We start from the raw sequence: 20797 nt of genomic DNA, 5'->3' as shown, positions 1-20797 counted from the left end.
ATAAAAAGCACAAATAAGTAAAAAAGAGGAATAAGAGTTTAGTAGAGTATTAGCGTGATTTTCTGTCATAGAGAGGGGTTTTGAGAGATGGACTTTTATGAATCAAGGGCGGCGGCGCTCCGCGATCAGGATAAGGCGACGGAAGGGATCGAGATCGGGCCGGGCGAGCTGACGGTGAGATACTTACGGAACGGAGCGAAGATCACGTCGTTGCCGGGCGGAACGCGTGTGGTTGTGCGGCCGAGTAAAAGTAATCCGGACGTGTGGATGTTGGAGTATTATAAGGCGGGTGTGTTGAGCGATCGGATTCGGTATGTGGATTAAGGTCAAGAGCGGTCACCTTCCGTGTCAGACTTTTTACTATGTAGGTCAAGGTCAAAAGAGGTCACCTTCCGGTGCCCCTGCGCGGCGGTCGCAACTACCTGTGAGGCTAGCTCAACTATTTTGCCCGTCCATGGGACGTGCAAAAGGATTTTCGCTGCGCAAAAGAGCGACACTGGTAGTAGGCTCCCGCCGCTTCGGGGCACCTCCGAAATACATATAGTCACTTGACCTTCTATTAAGTTGGGAAGAGCACTAGGCGAAAGGACATTGCCTAGTTTTTTTAGGTTGTCGTGATGGAAGGTGGGGAGTCACTTTCATAGGTTAAATGCTTTTTGTGGGAGAAATAACGTGCAAGTTGCCAGAACGAACGCGGAACGGGCGGGAAATAGTGCGGAAGTTTGTTAAAGTAATACATAAAAAAGAAGTAAGGTAGGAATACGGAGAAGTAATGCGCAAATGGAGAGAAGTAACATAAAATCAAATGGAAGTAACGCGCATTTTGTGAGAAGTAAGTCGTTAAAGAAGAAATGCCTAACGTGAAAAAGTAATACAGAAGATGATAGTAGTAGATTACACATAGATACAAACAAAAAAGAGCTACAACTGAAGTAGCTCTGCGAAAGGATTTATCCTAATGATTTTTGGAGTTCTATAACTCTCTCGAAGGATAAGTTTGTATAAAACGCTACTTTTTCGGGAGCCTCTTTATTGAGAAGCATTTTTTTAGCGATTTCCTCTGTGCGACGAGTTTCAGCTTCCTCTTCTACGAGTTTAATGACTTTCATATCACCAAGCCTCCTTTTGTAAAAATCAGCGTCGTCATCATCTAAAAACTTGTTTGTTACGACAAGAAGTGAAGCGACCAGACGTGCTTGTTGATCTTTATTTGAAATTTCTAGAGCGAGGTTTGCCGCACGTAATGAACGTTCACGCCGAGCATAAACAGAATCCATCAGCGGTAACATGCTAAGTTCCATTTCTTGTTTTTTCGTTAAGGGTGCACCTGCCACGATTTGTTCCTCTAGCTCTTTAAATAACCGATCTCCATCCATGTTCGCTAAATAAATATTTTTTACATAAAAGCTTGAGAGAACCGAATAAGAAAGCTCGCTTTTGGCATGCTTCACACCAGCGCCGTACACGACATAGGTCTCGCACGGCTTGTTAAATCGCTTAAAAGCTTTTATTGAGTATTCGAGAAACCGCACTAAGTCTGCTTGACTACTAGCAACTGTTTGAAACTCGATGTGCAAAAGTGTGTGATTCTCAAGCTCAAATAATACATCAATTTCTTGATCAGTCGTTTCTACAGCAGGAAAATCTGTCGGTAAGCTTCTAACAATAGGAGCTGACTGAATACCGATTGATTTTAAAACCTCTTCCGTAAAGACCTCCTGTAAGCTTTGACGAAAAAAGATATCATAGTTATTACGCGAAATGTTCCGTCCTTTCTCCATAACTACCCTCCTGATACAAATGTCAGGCTTAATTTCAAATTAGGATCAAGAACGAACGCTGTAAAAGGTACCTGCAATATAGCTCTATTATACAACAGACATTCTTTAACCTGCACAGAAAACAAGTCAAAAAATCATCGTCAAGCTTGCTTTTATATAAAAACAAAAGCAGGCAGATTAGAAGGGCTGATTGAAAGCTAGTTGGCACTTATTCACCTAAAATCTTTTCTAAAAAAACGCCTCCTCGCTGAACCCCTTTACGTCTAATAGCGCAGAAATAAAAAGAGGTGATCCGATGACAGATGAAGAGCTCATTACACTTGCCCTCGATGACAACGAGGACGCATTAAAAAGCCTCCATGAGAGGTACTTTGATGTGATATACAACTACGTCTACCTACAAACGCGAAATCACCACGACACCGAGGAAGTCGTGCAGGATTGCTTCTGTAAAATGGCCTTTAATTTGCATTCCTTCGATAATAAATCTACCTTCAAAACGTGGTTTTTCACGATATGTCGGCACACATTACTCGATTTTCATCGTAAGAAAAAGAAGAAAAGCGCTGCACCAACGACGGGGTTATATACCAATATCGCGTCTAATTCGCGGTCGGCGGAGGATGAAGCGTTCCGACATAAAAGCCCCGTGATCGATGCCATCTATGTATTGAAAAAGGACTATCAGGACGTGTTGCTACTTAGATTTGTGCAGGATTTGAGCTTGGCAGAAACCGCGGAAGTCATTGGGAAATCCGTATTTGCGGTCAAATCCCTGCAAAAGCGCGCCGTCAAAAAACTACTGACAATCGTCAACGAAAGGGTGGAGGACTATGGAGAATGAGGAAAAGCGCATTAAACGAGAGCTCAACAACGTGGACGTGCACGCCGACCCGAAGTTTAAACAGCAAAGCTATCAAAAGACCTTAGAGGCGCTGCGAGAGTCGAAGCAAGCGAAGCCGCGCCGCTCCAATAAATCTCGCTACGCTAAGGCAGGCGCAGGCCTCATCGCCGCAGCCGCCATCGGAGGCCTCTTGGTCATAAGCAACCCAGAGCTGACCAACCTTTTCACCTCTAACGGGGAAAATGGGGGAACGCAGCAAACAACGGACAACGTAGCCATCGAGGATTTACCGCAGTATATCGACGTCGAACACGGCGACGACACCATGACATTTGAGCTGTACGACGAACCTGAGCTACTGTTTGTGACGTACTTGCCGAAAGACTTTGAAACATATTACATGTCACTAGAAGACGACAAATACCAATGGATCTCTTTTCATATAGGATGGGAGGAGTTAGAATATGGAGGAAATAATCCAGATGCATCAGGAGTCTTCCAAGGTGGTATTAGCCTCATCCATGATACCGACCTAGAAACTCATTTAGAAGAAATCACTAACGAACCAATGGACAACTCGGAAGAGATACAATCATTAATTGGAGAAAATAATGATTGGTTTCTAAGAAGCTTTTTAAGTGAAGATGTACCTGGTGTAATGTCTGAAACAATAATTGGTGAAAAAGATGAGGATTTATTTATGATAAATGGTGTTTATCACGCTGATGACGTAGAAGAATGGCAAATGATGAGAATGACATTTATAAGAGAATGGAGATGGAGGGATACAGGAGAAAAGCTGATGAAATAGCGATTAAGTCGTATAAAAAGCCGACCAGCAATGTTACTTGCTGATCGGCTTTTTCGTTAATTAGAGTTGTTTTCAAAACAGTAAGCAGAGACTTAAAACTTAACACAGTGGAAGTAATGCGCAAATTGATAGAAGTAACGCGGAAGTTGCCAGAAATAAAGCGGAATGGACGAGAAACAGCACGGAAGTTTGTTAAAGTAAGGTGCAAAAAAGAAGTAACTCGAAAACTTGCAGAACTAATGCGTAAAGTGGAGGAACTAAGGCGAAATGAGCTAGAAGTAATGCACATCCTAACAGAAGTAAGCCACAAAAATAAGTGAAAGCTAACTGTCATTCAGTCAGCTTTCACTTTTTCATTAATCTTTCCTTTAAAGCATAACGAGAGCAGGCAGACTCGGAGGACATTCGGAGACAATCCATGGGGGAAAGAGGTCTTTGAGATCCCACAGGAGGCGTTTAGGGGAAGGTGACAACCGCCCCCCTGCCGACGAGGAAGCTCAAAGGTCGGCCCCATGGATGTCGTAGAGTGTCCGCAGAGCTGACTGCTCTTATTATCTAAAGCTCGGAGAGCTGATCAAAACTAGTTGGCACTTGGGCAATTTAAGAAGCTTCTTCCCGAACTTCTGTATTCGCTGCCTGTTTACCTGGCTTTAAGAAGAAACTCAACACAAGCGCAGCTGCTGCCATGATTAAACTTCCCGTAAAGCCCCACTGGAAGCCAGTCAGCTCTGCCATCTGTGCAACGTCAGCCGAACCAGCATTATTGGAGCTATACAGCTGTGTACCAATACCAACAAACGTAATTAACAGTGCCGTACCGATAGAAGCACTAATCTGCTGCAGCGTATTCGCCATGGCAGAACCGTGTGCGTACCAATACGAGGGAATCTGGTTTAACGCAGCTGTCATGACAGGCATTAGCGTTAGCGAGAGACCGAACATACGGATGGCATAAATCGTTGTTAGGAACGTAAACGACATGTCCATCGACAGTTGTGTAAAGAAATACGTCGTCGCGACGACGATCATAAATCCTGGTATTGCAAGACGCTTCGCCCCGTATTTATCAAACAAGGAACCCGCAATCGGCGACATAATCCCGATGACAATCGCCCCTGGCATCAGCATGAGACCAGACTGAAGCGGCGTGTAGCCGAGCACGTTTTGGACGAACAACGGTAACATTGTTTCTGCCCCGATCAAAGAGACCATGGAGACGAGCGTAATTCCGATCGAGAGCGTGAAAATTGGATAGCGGAAGATGCGGAATTCGAGTATTGGTCTTGGTAGCTTGAATTGGCGGCGGACGAACAGCGTGATGATGACTGCGCCGACGACGACAAGTCCGATGACGAGCGGGCTCGTGAAGCCTTCCTTCGATGCGACTCCGAAGCCGTAAAGAAAGGCGCCGAAACCGGTCGAGGAGAGCACGATCGATAGGAAATCAAACTTTGGATTAGAGAGCTCTGTAACGTTTTTCATAAAGATAAATGCGATCGTCATTGCAAGTGCGACGAGTGGTAGCACGGCGATGAATAGCGAGCGCCAGCTGAAGAATTCTAGCAGGACGCCGGATAGCGTTGGGCCGATCGCCGGTCCGAAGGCGATCACGATCCCAAGTAGTCCCATCGCGCGACCGCGTCGTTCAGCTGGGATGAGGATGAGCAATACCGTCATGAGTAGTGGTAGCATGATCCCCGAGCCTGATGCCTGCACGACTCGTGCGATTAGGAGCATTGGGAAATTTACTGCGAGGGCCGCGATGAGTGTCCCAAGCCCGAAGAGGCTGATCGCCGTCAGGAACAGCTTGCGCGTCGAGAATCGTTCGATCAAGTACGCGGAGATCGGGATCATAATCCCATTTACCATGAGAAACACCGTCGTGAGCCACTGCACCTCGCCTTGGGTCACGCCAAATACTCCTTGAATTGTTGGTAATGCCGTTGCGAGCAAGGTCTCATTGGTGATACCCATGAATGCTCCGATGAGGAGCGCACCTATCATGGCATATTTTTGTTTTTTGCTTAAGTTTTGTGTCATAAGTAATCACTCCTTGTTTGTTTTTATTTGTGATGTATAGCGTCTCCATTGGAGAGATAGACGTTGCACAAAGTCACAGATGTGAAGCGTTTGAACGCGTTCGAGTAAGGCGTCGATAATGATGATGGACGGCTCATCTGTGCTTAATTGTTTGTTCATTTCGTGTAATAACGTTCTCGTATCACGCGAAAGTGATGTGGCTTGTAAAATGTGTTGAACAGTTTCACGTAAGTTGTCTACAGTTACGGGATTCGTTGTTTTAGGCAAAGACAGGTCCGCTTCGACGAGTGCTTCCGCCGCTTTTGTAATGAGGACGCTACTATCGTAAGGAGATAGCTGATCGTCCTGCCACATCATTCGTTGGAGATAGCTGTGAAGCATGCCGTCGAGTAGCATTTCTAGATGATCAAGTGAATTAGTCACTTTTGATGGGAATGTGCGCAAAATAGCATCCTGTCGCCATCGTTTGAGACGCTCGCGGTTTGTACGGAATACCTGGTTCATGGCCTCATTCGTCCCGATTGGATAGAGGGCAAATACTTCGTAAATAAAGCTTCGTTGCTTCAGCACGTAGGTGATTTCCCATTCCATTCTCGCTTGAAGAAGGTTGGCTGAGGTGGGGTGAGTCGGCTCGTTTTCGAAAAGAAGCTGATAAAAGCGATCCATCGTGGCAATGACAAGGTCGTCCTTCGTTTTGAAGTGCTGGTAGAACGCACCCTTTGACATGCCGGCGCTTTTAGTCAACATCTCAATGGATGATTTAGTGATGCCAGCCGACTGAAACTGCTGGAGCGCGGCGTCAACAAGTAGCTCGCGTTTTTGCATATGGGTCCTCCTTTGAGTCTGTGTATAGGGTGTTAATGGGTTGATTTATGTTGGTTGACTGATTAGTCATTATTATGACTTAGCAACCAGAATAGTGTAACACTGTGTGGAGGGTAGGGCAAGAGGGAGTTCAAGATCAAGATCAAGTTCAAGTTCAAGTGCGGTCACCTCTCGGTGCCCCTGCGGTTACGGTACATGATTGGTTGACCCTTTTCTTTTTTGTAAAGGGACGAGGCGTATGGGCGTTGCCTCGCTTTTAGGTCAGAAAAGAAGTAACGCATAAAATAGGAGAAGTAGTGCGGAAGTTGCCAGAACGAACGTGGAACGGTCGAGAAACAGCGCGGAAGTTGGTTAAAGTAATGTATAAAAAAGAAGTAAGGTAAAAATCCCAAGAAGTAATGCACAACAAGGGAGAAGTAACACGAAACCGAATAGAAGTAACGCGCATTTCAGAAGAAGTCAGCCGAAAAAAGAAGTAACGCGCAGAATACAACTGCTATAATGACTGTTATCTAGCAACTAACGGATATATATAAGCATGACAAAAACGACAGAGAAGGAGAGGGATACCCTACATGCGACTGACGGTGAGTAAGTTTGCACAGATTGCGGATACGACTGTTCGGACGTTAAGACATTATCGGCAGCTTGGGATTTTAGTGCCTACTGAAAAAAATGAGCAAGGTCAAATGGTTTATACAACAGAAGAGTTTAAAGCCTTTCATTCGATTAGATTACTTCAAAGCTTAGGGCTTTCATTAAAAGAAATAAAGGAGCGGTCTGAGAAGCCGGGCTATTCGTTTGAGAAAATGATTGATGTGCAAGAGCAGGTATTAATTAGAAAGAGGGAGGCCATTGATTATTCGCTCCAGATGATTAATCGAGTTAAATCCATTAAGGGTGGAGAAAAGGAAGAGCTGGACGAAGAAGTCTTGATGCTTTTGATGAACTCGATGCTTTATGAAGAGGCACAAAGAGACATAATGAAGGATTATTACGATAAAGAAGTCGTCGATCGTATTTTCCCCAAAGATATGAGGAAGCAAAAAGAGATCGATAGGCAAACGCTACAAGTGTTAACCATTGCGAATCGGGCGGTAATGAATGGTGATGCGCCAGAGGATGCGCGAGTGCAGGGGCAGCTTAGAGAATGGATGGACGCGAGCTATGTGAAAGAGTGGGAGGTAGATGAGGCGAAATTGGAAGAATTAACTGCAAGACTTGAGCCGTATACATCGATATTGCCAGCCCATCTTGTGACGTTTTTAAGTGAAAGCTTTGCTATTTTAGCTGAGGAAACGGAGACAGAAAGTTTGCACGTCGAAAAAACCACCAAGAAAATAGATAAATAAACTACTTGCGAGAGACGTTACGTCACACGGTAACATAACATTCATCAAAAGAAATTGAGGTGAATGATGGTGACGCAACAATCTATCTTTAAAAACAGAACGTTTATTTTTATCATGGTCGCAGGATTTTTAGCCATTATGGGGTACACCATGTTTTTTATGACGACTACATGGTTTGTCATATCCGATTTAGGCTCCTCTGAATCATTAGGGATTGTCCTTATTGCGATTACGGTACCGCGACTAGGAATGATGGTTTTTGGCGGTGTACTTGCTGATCGGTTTAAAAAATCGACTATTATGTTTAGTACGAGTCTTTCGCAAGGGATAATGTTACTAGCTATTTATTTATTGAGTAGCACAGACAGTATGACAATGACGTATTTACTCGTTTTCGGCATGTTGTTTGGTACGCTAGATGCATGCTCTGGACCAGCGGGTGCGTCTCTCCTTCCGAAGGTAGTGGCAACGTCTCAAATTCAACAGGCTAATGCATTTTATCAGGGAGCGGCGCAGATTGGTGTCATTGTTGGACCCATATTAGCGGGTGCAGTGATGGAAGCCTCCGGTGTAACAGCTAGCTACCTTATTGCTACGATAGTCGTTCTACTATCTGCTTTCTTCATGTTCCCACCTTTCTTAAAGGAGGGAGACGTGGAGAATACGATCAAGCAAACGCCTTTTAAAGACTTACGAGAAGGCTTCTCGTACATTAAATCGAGTGCTTTCTTAACAACGGGTATTCTCGTTTTGATTACGTTAAACTTCTTTGCATTTGGCGCGATTCAGATTGGCATACCAATTTTAGTCGATTTGCATGGTGGCTCACCGATCAATTTGAGCTATATAGAAGTGTCCTTAGGAATAGGGATGCTACTAAGCTCAGGCTTAATAGGGTCTATAAAAATCAAGCGGCGAGGCGTTACATCCATCGTTGGATTAGTGGCTACGCTCGCTGTCGCCGTAGCGTTCAGCCAAGTCCCTAATCTCTACATCTTAACAGGGCTTGCCTTCTTCATTGGATTCTCCATGACCTTTGTATACATTCCATTCTTTTCTTCGGCTCAAGAAAAAACAGATGCACGGATTATGGGCCGCGTGATGAGCGTTATATTCCTTGCGATGAATGGGTTTGATCCGCTAGCCTATGCAGGCGTGACACTTTTTGTCTCAAACGGTTATAACATTCAACACATTATGCTAGCCTTTGCTTTAACAGGCTTAGTGATTGCCATGATTATTTCTTGGCGAGGAAAATCATATCGACAGGACTATTCAGACGTTCAGGAAAATGAAGTCGAGAGAAAAGCGCTGTAAATAAGGAACTGTCTCTTCTTTCGAGTGGTAACGGGTTGCTGTTGCCACTTGGAGGAGGGGATGCATCCAATAGTAAAAGAACAAAAATTGAAGCTGTGAATAAAATAAACGTTTTGAGTATAGTATTAGAGGCATGCTTTTAATGTGTAATTATCCAAATGAAGATAAATAGTGTTGCATAAAATCATACATAGTGATAAAGTCTAAATATAGTTAGTTTGCCTAACTAACACTTTATTCTTATGAATGGAGGTTGGTAGTATGGATCAACACTTGTTAGGCTTTGTAAACGCCATTGATGCCTCTTTTAAGAAGTTAGTTCAAGAGTCAGTGACGACAGAGGGCATTGCGAAGTTGAGTGTGAATCAGATCCACTATATCGAAGCGATTTCGAAGCTTTATAATCCTACTGTAACGGACATTGCGAATGCGATGAACTTATCCAAAGCCTCTGTTACTGCAGGTATTAACAAGCTTGTAGAGTCAGGCTACGCGAAAAAGATGCAGTCCACAGAGGATAAGCGGGTGTTCTACGTGTCTCTTACAGATAAGAGCGCATCCTTTATTCAAGCGAAAACATTTGCTGCTCAATCGTTTGGTAAAAAGATTGAAGAAACGTTAACACCAGAAGAAGCAGAGCAATTTAAGACAATCCTAATCAAGCTTACACGTGCCTTCAAGGAGAAGTAAGCTTGTAGGTTATCATGTAGTTAGTTTGCCGAACTAACATAAACCAACCCTTTATAGTTAGTTTGTCTAACTAATATATTTTCTGTCCAAACATCAAAAGTGGGAGTGATGATGTATGTCATTTATTAAAGTCAATCAGGTTAAAAAATCGTTTAAGTTAGGGAGGGGGCAGGTGCAGGTATTGCACGGAATTGATGCGTCCTTTGAAAAGGGAGAACTTGTATCGATTCTCGGGGAATCTGGAAGTGGGAAGTCGACACTCATGAATATTCTTGGTGGGATGGATCGCGACTATCAAGGTGATGTGAGCGTGGATGGCGAGTCGCTGAGTACGATGAGTGAATCGCAGTTAGACGATTATCGGAAGGCGCGCATCGGCTTTATCTTTCAGAGTTTTAATCTCATAAGCCACTTAACTGTGCTAGACAATGTGTTAGTGACGATGGAAATGACGAAATTAACGAGAGAGGAGAGGACTCGCAGGGCAACGGACATCTTGACCGACATAGGTTTAGGCGACCACCTGCATAAGCGACCGAATCAGCTGTCGGGCGGGCAAAAGCAACGTGTGGCCATTGCTCGTGCACTTTCTAACGATCCGGATATTATCTTAGCCGATGAGCCGACAGGTGCTTTAGATCAAGAAAATTCCGAGCAAATTATGGATCTGTTAGAGTCGATTGCAAAGCGTGGGAAGCTTGTTATTACGGTGACGCATTCCGAGAAAGTGGCAGCGCGGAGTACGCGTGTCATTACAATGGCGGATGGGAGAGTAATTGACGTCACTCAGAAACAGGTGGCGTATGAGCATACGAGTGAGACGACGCAGGTTGCATCAAAAAGCTTAAACCCATTGACTGCACTCAAAATGGCGGCAAACAACGTGCGTATTAATATAAAGCGTAATCTGCTCGTGAGTTTTGGAGGGGCAATCGGAATTTTGAGCGTTATCTTGATGCTCGCAATTGGCTCGGGTGTAACGGATTATATAAACGACCAAATTAATGAGAGCTTAAATCCGACAACGATCCAGGTGACGAGCGCGTCCTCAGATTCGTCTGATGCAGCGGAATCATTTGTTCCTAATCCTTTACCTGAAACTGTCGCCATTTCAGAGGAACAACGAGAGATTGCGCAGAACTTAGATCATGTCGTTGCGGTTGAAGATGTGTACACAGCGATGCTATCAACGAGTGTCAATTTAGATGAGACTACCGTTGATATCGTATCGTTTGAAACAGTAAGTGAGACAACATCAGAGGATCAGCTAGTAGCAGGAGCACTGCCCGCAGACGATGAACTCCTCGTATCTGAAGGGGTTGCTCAAAAGCTTGTTGAGGACTCAACAGATTTAATTGGGGAAACGGTATTCTTCTATTTAAATACAACAGATGATCAAAATCGTCCTCAAGTGTTAGAAGCGGAATTCGTTGTTTCTGGCCTGAGTGAAGCGCGCTTGAATCAAGACACGGCCTACGCAACATACGCGGATGTGGAGGCGTTATTTGGGGATGAGGCCACACTTCTGCCGACGCAGCTAAATATCGAGGTCGATGATGTAGCGAACGTGGATGCGGTAACCGAAGCATTAGAATCGGAGGGCTTTACAGGCACTGGCGTTGGCAATATCCTGTCGCAGGTGACCATGTACTTGCAGATGGCGACGATGCTACTTGCTGGTATTGCAGCGATATCCCTCATCGTATCAGCCATCATGATCATCGTTGTGCTATACATCAGCGTCGTCGAGCGCACAAAAGAGATCGGGATTTTACGAGCTATCGGCGCGAGGAGAAAAGATATTAAACGAATCTTCTTTGCCGAAGCGGCGATACTCGGGACGATCAGCGGAATTATCGGGGTTGTCGGAGCCTACATTGTCTCTATTTTAGGCAACAACGTCATGGAGCAAACATTTGAAGCAAGTTTGATCAGCATGAACCTCGGCTATGCCGTAATCGGAATCGTAGTTAGCATCATCATCAGTATCATCGCTGCCATGATGCCAGCAGCAAAAGCATCCAAGCTCGATCCAATCGAATCGTTGAGGTATGAATAAAAACAGGGGAGAGGGGGCCACTTTTAGTGGTCCTCTTTTGTATGGGGAAAGTAGAAATGGGAGAAGTAAGCCCGGAAAGAAGTAGTGCGCAAATTGAGAGAAGTAAGGCGGAAGTTTCCAGAACGAACGCGGAACAGTCGGGAAACAGCACGGAAGTTGGTTAAAGTAAGGTATAAAAAAGAAGTAACGTAGAAATATGGGGAAGTAACGTGCAAATGAAAGCGAAATAACACGAAAGCAAATAGAAGTAACGCGCATTACAGTAGAAGTAAGCCACAAAAAAAGAAGATAGCAACCCAGTAGTAACACGCACCCAAACAAAACCCCCCACCATAACCTGACCAACAATCAACAAAAATCTCGCCGCACGTTCAACAAAGTGTCACAATCTGCAAAATACGATGCCAGCTCCAAAAACAAGCACGACACTTCAAAAAGCACCGTAAACCATGCGACAAATTGCCTCACAGCGACCGCAGTCGCACCTAATATTTCCATTGTGTTACAAAAAACATGTCGAACGTAGCATAAGAAAGTTTCGATAATTATGGTAAACTGACGATGCATCATGGAAAGCAATGTAATTGTATGGAACAGAGCACAAGGTTTACACACATATAAATTAGGTTATAGCTCATTAAGAGCGTCTAATTTTTTCAACAAAGGACGGTCAACTGTTGCGCGTCAAAAGGCGGCACCGTCCGGATTTTGTCACTTGTACCGTGGGGACGGCGCGGGTAGCGGATATGATTCGCACACACATCTAAGATATATCCTCTTTGAAATGCCCAAATTGCCCCTATACATACAAAAGACCGGACCACCGCAGCAAGTACGATGAGTCGATCAACAGAGATCGTCCTTCACACGTACACTGACGCTCGGCCACTCATGATCGAGAGATAGCAGTGACCGCTCGCCGATACACACACCTGAATGCAGCCCGGACCGCGTATTGCCCAATAACCTGCAGTTTGACGACAAACGCACCGGACCGCAGCATCGTAGCACTCACTAAAGCTAGCAATCAAGACGTCACGTTATCCTCTATCGTGAACCACTACTAATGTTTACCATTCAAAGCTACTTAGCACAAGCCTCCGTAGCATAATTGCAAAGCGCTATTCCATGGTGCGCTGACTTTTTTCGTTTAACAACGAAGAAGCAATTACATGAAGACGGAGGGTACTATGCGAAAACTTACATTATTAATGGTGGCTCTCACCATGCTGTTTTCACTCGTTGGACTTAGCTTTGCTCCGCAGTCTGCCGAAGCGTCTCGCTTCAGTGATGCGAATCAAGTAGAAGTCCTAAGGCTCGCAGAAGACGGAATCGTGAGAGGCGTTGCGCCAAATCAATTTGGACCACAGCAAAACGTAACACGCGCAGAAGCAGCAGTCATGATTGCTCGCGCACTAGGAATCGAAGGACGAGCAGGTGGAAACTCCTTCTCTGACGTCCCATCGACACATTGGGCAGGACCACAAATTGCGGCAATGGCTGAACGTAACCTTATCGGAGGTTATTCTGACGGAACGTTCCAACCAAACCGTACACTATCTCGCCAGGAAATGGCGGCCATTTTAGGACGTACGTTTAACTACGAAAGTGTTCGTAGCTCATTCTTTACTGACGTACCACCATCACATTACTACTATCAAAGCATCCGCATTTTAGGTGACAGCGCTATTACTGGCGGTTACCCAGACGGAACATTCGGACCAACTCGTACAATCAACCGTCTAGAGTTCTCTCTTATGATGGCTCGTACACTTTATCCAGAATACCGTCCAGAGGTTGCTTCTGTAGGACTATCTGGATCCATTGCAAAAGGAACAGTTATTAATTCAGACACGTTAAATGTTCGACCAGATCCATCTACATCGCACGCTCCTCTAGGTGCAATCACAAGAGGGACGGAAGTAAACATTCACGAGTTCGTAGGCACTTGGGCCCTCGTTTCGAACGATAATATCCGAGGCTACGTCTCTACAAGCTATTTGTCGGTTACATATCCACCGGGCTCAGGCTCGCTAGCTGGTCGTGTAATTATGCTTGATCCAGGCCATGGCGGCTCCGATCCAGGTGCTGTTGCAAATGGTTTACAGGAAAAAGAGATCAATCTTGATGTCAGCCTGCGCACAATGCGTAAGTTACAAAACGCTGGTGCGACAGTACTCATGACTCGTACAACAGACGTATTCCCATCCCTACAGGATCGTGTACGTATGGCAAACAACTCAAACGCAGACATCTTTATCAGTGTCCATGCAAATGCAGCGGCATCGACGTCTGCTCGTGGATCAGAAACATTTTATGATACGACTTACCGTGCAGCGGACAGCCGTCGCCTAGCGCAGGAGCTTCAAGTAGAAATGCTTGATAAGCTTAATACGGTCAATCGTGGCGTAAAAACGCAAGGCTTCTACGTTATCCGTAACACGCGTATTCCTTCTGCATTAGTGGAACTTGGATTTATGACAAATCCAGCAGAAGCAGAGCGTATGAAGACTTCCGCATTCCGCGAAGCTTCAGCCGAAGCGCTGTACCAAGGTATCGTAAATTACTACAGAAGATAAGTAAGCCAAAGCACCCTCGCAAATCGCGAGGGTGCTTTCTTCATCGTTATAGACCGGAGTGGGAAGTCCATAAATCCTCAATAAGGCACATAAAACTAAAATGTGGAACATAACTTTCAAACAGGGAACATAACTCCAGTATTAGGAACATAACCTCCAAGTAAAACTCATAAGTTAGCTGCTCATACACACCCACAAATAAAAAGTGTCACATAGAGGCAGCCGGCACTTCATACTCTTGCTCTCAAGCACCAATGAAAGGTCAATATCATTACTATAGAAGAAAAAAACTAAGCGAATCAAAAGCCAGCCATTAATAAACCTTTTGACAAATAACCAAACCCTCCAGCAACTATCGCCAAAACATGTTAAAATGGGAGTAACTAGGAGGGTTTATACGAATGAATATCATAGATAACCGTGGAGAAGCTCACGAATGGATGCTCGTTATAACAGCGATTCTTTCTGTCATTACGATTCGTAAAATTACAAAACTAGAACGATACAAAAAACGATTAGCTGGCACATTTAAGCCATACTAAACCTTCCTTTTTAGGGAGGTTTTTTTCATCTACTGTAGCTTCATTTAAGTTGGGACTTGGTTTTCGTACATTACGCATTACTTCTCTACTAATGCGTGTTACTTCTATTTCTTTCCGTTCAACTTCTTCTACTTTTCGCTTTGTTTCTCCACACTTCTGCATTAATTCTTTTTTGCGACTTACTTTTACTAGTTTTCATGCTGTTTCTAGCTCGTTCCACGTTAATTTGAGCAATTTACGTGTTACTTCACACTATTTACGCACTACTTCTTTTAAGGCAGACTTCTCGAATTTCCATATACTTTCTAAAAACATGTATCTCATGCCCAGTAATAACGTCTAAGTAGGTGATAGGTTAAAGGGGGACAATACATGCTACATCATAAAACAAATAATAGAAATAAGGTCGTGATCGGAGTAGGTGTAGTTACAATAGCGTTGCTAGCTGGATTAGCAGTTGAAAAAGAGTTTGATTCCACAAGCGAGGTAGCAGAAGAAACCTATATAGAGGAGAATTTACTGGTAGTTGAAAACGAGTTAGTAGATGATAACTCCGAGAACGCTATGAACTTAGAAGAAGCTCACGATGCACCACCTTTTCAAGAAATTGAGGCGCTAAGAGATGGGGTGCCTATTATGTACACGTTTAAACGTCTCGCTCCTGAAACGGCTCCATTCATTACTTATCTACCAGAAGAGTATGAAGGGGAATTCACCTATGATGAAGAAGAGGGAATCACGATTGGAGCGTTCTCAACGAATGAAAGTGACTTCTATAGAGAGGTTACACTCACGTACGTAGAAGAGCCACTTACGGAGGAAGTCTTTCACACTTACCATGAAGAGATACGTAAGAATAATGTCGGAGGAGAAGTCAACGTTTCGGAGTTAAATGAAGATGACTGGACCGACTACCATATTTGGACTTGGTCAGAAGATGGGTGGTCATCTTCCACGTATATTAGCTCTCACAAAGATAATCATGTCGTTATCCATGGTTCATTTCCATCAATGGGCTCGGAAGAATGGGGAAATAGAGAGCGAAATTCACTAGTCAACGAATGGATCTGGACCGATACGGGAGAAAAGTTGCGACCCTTATAGCAATACGTAAACAGAGAAGTCAACAAACGCTTCTCTGTTTTATTCATTCTATACCCGTCACTGAAGGCGCTCCGGAGCGGCGGGAGTGGTCTCCTAGAGGGGAACTCGCGTATCTGAAAATCCTTTCGCACGGCCTATGGCCGGGCGAAATAGTTGAAGTAGCGCCTCAGGAAAGACACTCCCAGAGCGCAGGGGCGCCGGAGGTGCTCGCACTTGACCTCCAGAATGGAAGTAATGGCGCCCGCACTTGACCTTATCCTTGAACTTAACCTTAAAAAAACAACGACTCCTTTCCAAATCCTAAGCGTCTAATAAAGTGAATGAAAAGTGAGGTGACGATGATGGAGGATGAACAATTGGTTAAACTCGCACTTGATGGCGACGACGACGCACTCCGCGAGCTACACGGACGCTACGTGCAGCACATCTACAGCTACGCGTACATGCAGGTCCACAACCATCATGATGCAGAGGAGATTCTACAGGACGTCTTTTGGAAAATGGCGCGAAGCCTGCACCAGTTTAAAGGTAAGTCCTCATTTAAAACGTGGCTGTTTACCATTAGTCGTAACGTAACAACCGACTACTTACGTAAAAAGGCGCGAGATAAAACCGTTGCAACAGATGAAATAGAAGCAAAAACAACCGCATATGCCCAGTCAGCTGAAGAGGAAGTGTTAGCGGGAGATGACGATCTAAAAGAAGCAATGAAACTGTTAAGCGAGGATCATCGTACCGTGCTGTCACTCCGTTTTATCCATGGCTGCTCGTTAATGGAGACCGCAAAGGTGATGCGTCGGACCGTATTTTCTGTCAAGGCGATGCAGTCGAGGGCGAGTAAGAAGCTTGCGGAGATTTTGGCTAGAAAGGTGGGAGAGGCATGACGAAAAAGATCGAGAAGGAGCTCAAAAACATGCAGATTCGCGTGCCAAAACGTGCGCACGACAGGAGCTTGGAGCGGGCGATGGCTGGCATCAGCGAGGCGCGTAAGCACGGCAGCGGTCAGAAGGGCGGCAAAAAGATTGCCGCAGGCGTCGCGGGCACCCTCGTCGCAGCGTCGATCGGCGGCATCCTCGTCTTGAGCGAGCTCGGCGGCGACACGACGCCAGTGCCTGGAGATAATGAGCCGGGTGAAAATAATGTAGACGTGGAGAATGAGGCGATGGAGGATAACGGGGTAGAGAATGAAGTCGTTGATAATGAAGGAATTGACGATGCCAACGAGCCAGAAGTGGAGGATACGGAGCCCGCGGTCGAAATCGACGCGCCAGAGACGAAGGAAATCGTGACGATGCAAGAAGGCATGGAGCAGACGGATACGTATCAGTTGGTCAGCTCCGAAATGGCGCCATTCATTACGTATGTGCCGGAGGGGTTTGAGGGAGAATTTGAATATATAGAGGAAGAGGCTGCGACTGTCGGAACGTTTTTGCGTGAGATGGATGGTGTGCTGATTCGAGCAACCATAACCTACGTAGAGGAGCCTTTAACAGACGAGATCTTAAGTAACCATGGCGAGCAGTTTGCACAATGGGAAGGCGATATTCAGATGACCTATTTAGGCGATGATTACTTAGCGAACGCTGCGGCTTGGATAGAGGAGCTTCAAGTTGCAGCGTCAGATGAGGATAATTTAGGTTCAGAAACGTATTTCGGCAAGCATGAAGACAACTATTTTATGATTAACGGTACATTTACTCAGGAAGCTGCCGAAGGATGGGCATCAGTAAGAGACGTCATCTTTGATGAATGGATATGGACGGATACGGGAGAAGGATTGGAAGGACAAGAGGATTAACTTATCTATTAAGTACCATCTAAAACGCGAAGAGAGGAGGACTCTTCGCGTTTTTTGTTTAACTAGGGTGTCACACTAGGCGAAAGTTCTGTCTATCGGAGTAGCGAAGTCCATAACTCCAAAATGCGGCACATAACTCTCAAATAGGGAGCATAAAACCAGAACGAGAAACAAAACTCTACCTCAAACCTATACCTCCCATTAAATATAAGTGTTACGCGGAGACAGCTGGCACTTGGTTACCTTGTTTTATAAGTACTTCAATACACGTATGATATTTCTAATGAAAGTACGTTTACGCTATTACTATCCCAATCACTCCCCCTAATAACAACCTAAATATTTCTATCTTTTTCCTTCTCTAGCGACTATACTAAAGTCAAATAACTCTTTGTAGGGGGCTCCCACAGTGGATAATAACACTAAGTTTTACGCTTTTCTCAGTGTTTTGACATCATTAATAGGCATCATTTTACTATTCTCTAGTGTCTATTATGGAATTATGCTAGCGGACTACGTGATCCTTAGTCCATACAGCTCTATAGACATGTCTATTTATGAGATCGCGGTTGGTAAATATACGAATGCCTTTTTCAGCGTCGGCCTGGTAACTCTTATCGCTGGCTTAGTGGCACTATTCCTTCTCTTCTTCAAACGTATTACAAATGCGGATAAGCAGACAACAAATCATGAGAATGCTTAACCCTTATCTTCGAGAAAAACGAGAGCCTTTTTTAAATCAAGGTAGCTCTTTTTTTTTTTGCATCATGATCCTGTTTATTATCAATAAAATTCCCAGTTAAATAAACCTAATAATAATTAGCTCAATATTCTGAAAAATAGTACTATCTATCTAGACAGGATACATGCTGAAGAAGTAAGATGAAGGTGAGCATCTAAATAAGATTATTAATTTCATGACTACTATTATTCAGTTGCATAATTCTATATACATGAATGTACCATTAACCGTCTCACATTATCGTAAAGTATTTTAGGAGATGTAAAAGGAGGGGGATAAAATGGCTACTAAAACACGTTTAGATATATTCGAAGGTGACACAGTCGCTCAAGCTATTCAACTCGGCTTAGCAGAGCTTGACATTAATCAAAGTGAAGCTGATATTGTTGTTATTCAAAATGAATCGACTAAATATTGGGGAGTTAAAAAGCAAAAGGCAAAGGTTAAAATAACAAAAAAGCAACGGGATAATTGGGAGGATTGGATTTTAGATAAGGTTGGAGTTGGCTCGGGAGAAGTCGATCCTATTAAACGAGAAACTCACACTCATTTAACAGGTAGGGTGTGGATAAAAGACGGACACATCCAGTTCCAAGCATCGCCTACCGTTAAACCAATTCTCGTCGTTCCAGATGAGATCACTGTTTATAAAAATGACAAGCAAGTAAAAGGGAGAACAGCTTTAACAGAAGGAGACAGGATTACGTTTGATCTCTCACCAACTGCCGTTGAAACGACCTGGAGCGTTCGTTTAGATGAGGCAAAGCAACAAGTCTCCCTCCGTGTTAACCCAGGTAAGTATTATATACCAAGTCTTAAAGATGAGTTACCAACTCACACGCTTAACCTATCCATTCATCAGAACGAACAAGTAAATAATCAGCTTTCAGAGAACGATGTATGTAAACAGTTAGACTTGATGGGAATTGTACATGGAATAAATCACGATGCCATTAAACAGGCCTGCGCAGCGACTTTATCTCTCACGATTGTTATTGCAGAGGGAGAGCAACCTAAGCATGGTAAGGACGGGGACGTCACGTTTTTAATTGATATGTCTGAGCGCTCTCTACCTTTCTTAGAAAATACAGACGGGACGGCTGATTTTAGAGAGTCCTCATATATCCCATCTCTAAAAGAAGGAGAAGTATTAGGTACGGTTGTTGAACCGACAAAAGGAGAGGACGGGCGCAGTCTTTATGGAGATGTCTTAAAAGCTAGCGATGGTCATCCCGTCATCGTAAAGCCAGGTAACGGCGTCGAATTTGTGGATCAAGAACAAAAGGTAGTTACGACACAAAGTGGTAGACCTCACATCGAAAGACTCGGAAGAACGGTTAAGATATCAATCATGCCAAAGCTGACGCACCGAGGTGATGTGGAGGTCTCTAGCGGAAATATTCATTTTATTGGAGATGTAGAAGTGTTAGGAAGCATTAACGAGGATATGCTCGTCCATGCAGAAGGACAAGTTGCCATTTATCGTCATGTGATGCAAGGAATCATACAAGCAAAAAGCGATATTACCATCAACGGGAATGTAATCAGAGGCTCTCTTGTGGCAGGTAAGGATAATTCCTCTTATGCTGAATTAAACAAGCAACTACAACCTTTTGTTGATCATTATGTGCTATGCCTTCAATCGATCAAGCAATTGGCTAAAAATCAAAAGTTTATTGAAATTATGAAGCAACACGGAAGTTTAAATCCTGTGATCAAGTTGCTATTAGAATCATCTAACAAAAAATTACTTCATTCATCTGCCAAGCTTGTAGGAACCATCTATTCTCTAGAACATAAAATAGACAAAAGGTGGAAAACATTTGCGAACCAAATTGAAATGGGTCTTCTTAAATTTCATTCAAAAGGATTTCAGACGATTCAAGAAATGGAAGAGCTTCATCAGGAAGCCGCGGCACTGCTAGATTATATCTCGGTGCCGTCTCAATCTTCTGCTCATGTGAAAATTAATTACGCAATGAATAGTACTATCACCGCAAGAGGCGACGTGATAATTCTAGGCAAAGGTTCTATTCATACGAATGTGGAGGCTGGAGGTAAAATAAAGGTTAATGGGAAAGCAATTGGGGGGCGCCTAATTGGCAAGAAAGGAGTGGAGCTTGAACAGGCAGGCTCTCCTGCAGGAGTTCCAACGATTGTTCAAACTGACGATGAGGGTGTCATTGAGATCGCTACCTGTCATCCTGATGTAGTGATTATAGTTGGTAAGCACACGTTTAAAATAGTGAAAGAGGAAGTAAACATACGAGCCAGGCTAAATACGCAGGGTGAGCTCGTTTTATATCGATAGAC

The 20797-nt window shown here is 44.1% G+C and carries 17 protein-coding genes; 14 read left to right on the top strand and 3 right to left on the bottom strand.

Annotation, left to right across the window (positions count from 1 at the left end; genetic code table 11):
- The first annotated feature begins 87 nt into the window (after positions 1-87).
- The gene (locus FLK61_RS17765; RefSeq protein WP_176010687.1) at positions 88-324 is read left to right on the top strand and encodes a hypothetical protein; all 237 of its coding nucleotides are present in this window, start codon (positions 88-90) and stop codon (positions 322-324) included.
- A 626-nt stretch (positions 325-950) separates the two neighbouring features.
- Here FLK61_RS17765 and FLK61_RS17760 read toward each other — a convergent pair.
- Positions 951-1781 (bottom strand): hypothetical protein, encoded by an 831-nt coding sequence (locus FLK61_RS17760; protein ID WP_176010686.1) that lies wholly within the window; start codon positions 1779-1781, stop codon positions 951-953.
- Positions 1782-2076: 295 nt separating this feature from the next.
- Here FLK61_RS17760 and FLK61_RS17755 point away from each other — a divergent pair, with 295 nt between their 5' ends.
- Both FLK61_RS17755 and FLK61_RS17750 read left to right on the top strand, forming a co-directional pair.
- On the top strand, positions 2077-2625 hold the full coding sequence (locus FLK61_RS17755; protein WP_176010685.1) for an RNA polymerase sigma factor: 549 nt from the start codon (positions 2077-2079) through the stop codon (positions 2623-2625).
- Positions 2615-3436, top strand: coding sequence for a hypothetical protein (locus tag FLK61_RS17750; protein ID WP_176010684.1), 822 nt, complete (start codon positions 2615-2617; stop codon positions 3434-3436). The genes FLK61_RS17755 and FLK61_RS17750 overlap by 11 nt, the downstream gene beginning before the upstream one ends.
- 600 nt (positions 3437-4036) lie before the next feature.
- On the opposite strand, the gene FLK61_RS17745 is transcribed toward FLK61_RS17750, so the two are convergent.
- Both FLK61_RS17745 and FLK61_RS17740 read right to left on the bottom strand, forming a co-directional pair.
- Entirely contained in the window at positions 4037-5476 is a 1440-nt protein-coding gene (locus FLK61_RS17745; protein WP_176010683.1) for a DHA2 family efflux MFS transporter permease subunit, read from the bottom strand.
- A gap of 6 nt (positions 5477-5482) precedes the next feature.
- Positions 5483-6301, bottom strand: a complete 819-nt coding sequence (locus tag FLK61_RS17740; protein ID WP_176010682.1) for a TetR/AcrR family transcriptional regulator — start codon at positions 6299-6301, stop codon at positions 5483-5485.
- A 575-nt stretch (positions 6302-6876) separates the two neighbouring features.
- Here FLK61_RS17740 and FLK61_RS17735 point away from each other — a divergent pair.
- The 11 genes from FLK61_RS17735 to FLK61_RS17685 all read left to right on the top strand — a co-directional run bounded on the left by FLK61_RS17735 (position 6877) and on the right by FLK61_RS17685 (position 20795).
- Entirely contained in the window at positions 6877-7653 is a 777-nt protein-coding gene (locus FLK61_RS17735; protein ID WP_176010681.1) for a MerR family transcriptional regulator, read from the top strand.
- Positions 7654-7722: 69 nt separating this feature from the next.
- A complete protein-coding gene (locus FLK61_RS17730) occupies positions 7723-8970 on the top strand; it encodes an MFS transporter (RefSeq protein ID WP_176011294.1) in 1248 nt (415 codons plus the stop codon).
- A gap of 261 nt (positions 8971-9231) precedes the next feature.
- Positions 9232-9660, top strand: coding sequence for a MarR family winged helix-turn-helix transcriptional regulator (locus FLK61_RS17725; RefSeq protein ID WP_176010680.1), 429 nt, complete (start codon positions 9232-9234; stop codon positions 9658-9660).
- Positions 9661-9775: 115 nt separating this feature from the next.
- Entirely contained in the window at positions 9776-11719 is a 1944-nt protein-coding gene (locus FLK61_RS17720) for an ABC transporter ATP-binding protein/permease (RefSeq protein WP_176010679.1), read from the top strand.
- A gap of 1190 nt (positions 11720-12909) precedes the next feature.
- The gene (locus tag FLK61_RS17715) at positions 12910-14298 is read left to right on the top strand and encodes an N-acetylmuramoyl-L-alanine amidase (RefSeq protein WP_176010678.1); all 1389 of its coding nucleotides are present in this window, start codon (positions 12910-12912) and stop codon (positions 14296-14298) included.
- Between the two features lie 401 nt (positions 14299-14699).
- Positions 14700-14840, top strand: a complete 141-nt coding sequence (locus tag FLK61_RS17710) for a hypothetical protein (RefSeq protein WP_176010677.1) — start codon at positions 14700-14702, stop codon at positions 14838-14840.
- A gap of 372 nt (positions 14841-15212) precedes the next feature.
- Positions 15213-15944, top strand: coding sequence for a hypothetical protein (locus FLK61_RS17705; protein ID WP_176010676.1), 732 nt, complete (start codon positions 15213-15215; stop codon positions 15942-15944).
- 356 nt (positions 15945-16300) lie between these two features.
- The gene (locus FLK61_RS17700; RefSeq protein WP_176010675.1) at positions 16301-16828 is read left to right on the top strand and encodes an RNA polymerase sigma factor; all 528 of its coding nucleotides are present in this window, start codon (positions 16301-16303) and stop codon (positions 16826-16828) included.
- Positions 16825-17742 carry a hypothetical protein gene (locus tag FLK61_RS17695; protein ID WP_176010674.1) on the top strand — a complete coding sequence of 306 codons (918 nt, stop codon included), beginning with the start codon at positions 16825-16827 and terminating at the stop codon, positions 17740-17742. Before FLK61_RS17700 ends, FLK61_RS17695 begins: the two co-directional genes overlap by 4 nt.
- A gap of 409 nt (positions 17743-18151) precedes the next feature.
- Positions 18152-18445 (top strand): hypothetical protein, encoded by a 294-nt coding sequence (locus tag FLK61_RS17690; RefSeq protein WP_176010673.1) that lies wholly within the window; start codon positions 18152-18154, stop codon positions 18443-18445.
- Positions 18446-18764: 319 nt separating this feature from the next.
- Positions 18765-20795 (top strand): flagellar assembly protein A, encoded by a 2031-nt coding sequence (locus FLK61_RS17685; RefSeq protein WP_176010672.1) that lies wholly within the window; start codon positions 18765-18767, stop codon positions 20793-20795.
- Positions 20796-20797 lie beyond the last annotated feature (2 nt).

Source organism: Paenalkalicoccus suaedae (assembly GCF_006965545.2).
Lineage (GTDB): Bacteria > Bacillota > Bacilli > Bacillales > Salisediminibacteriaceae > Paenalkalicoccus > Paenalkalicoccus suaedae.
Note: the sequence above shows the minus strand (reverse complement) of the source record. Positions and strands in the feature narration are given on the sequence as shown.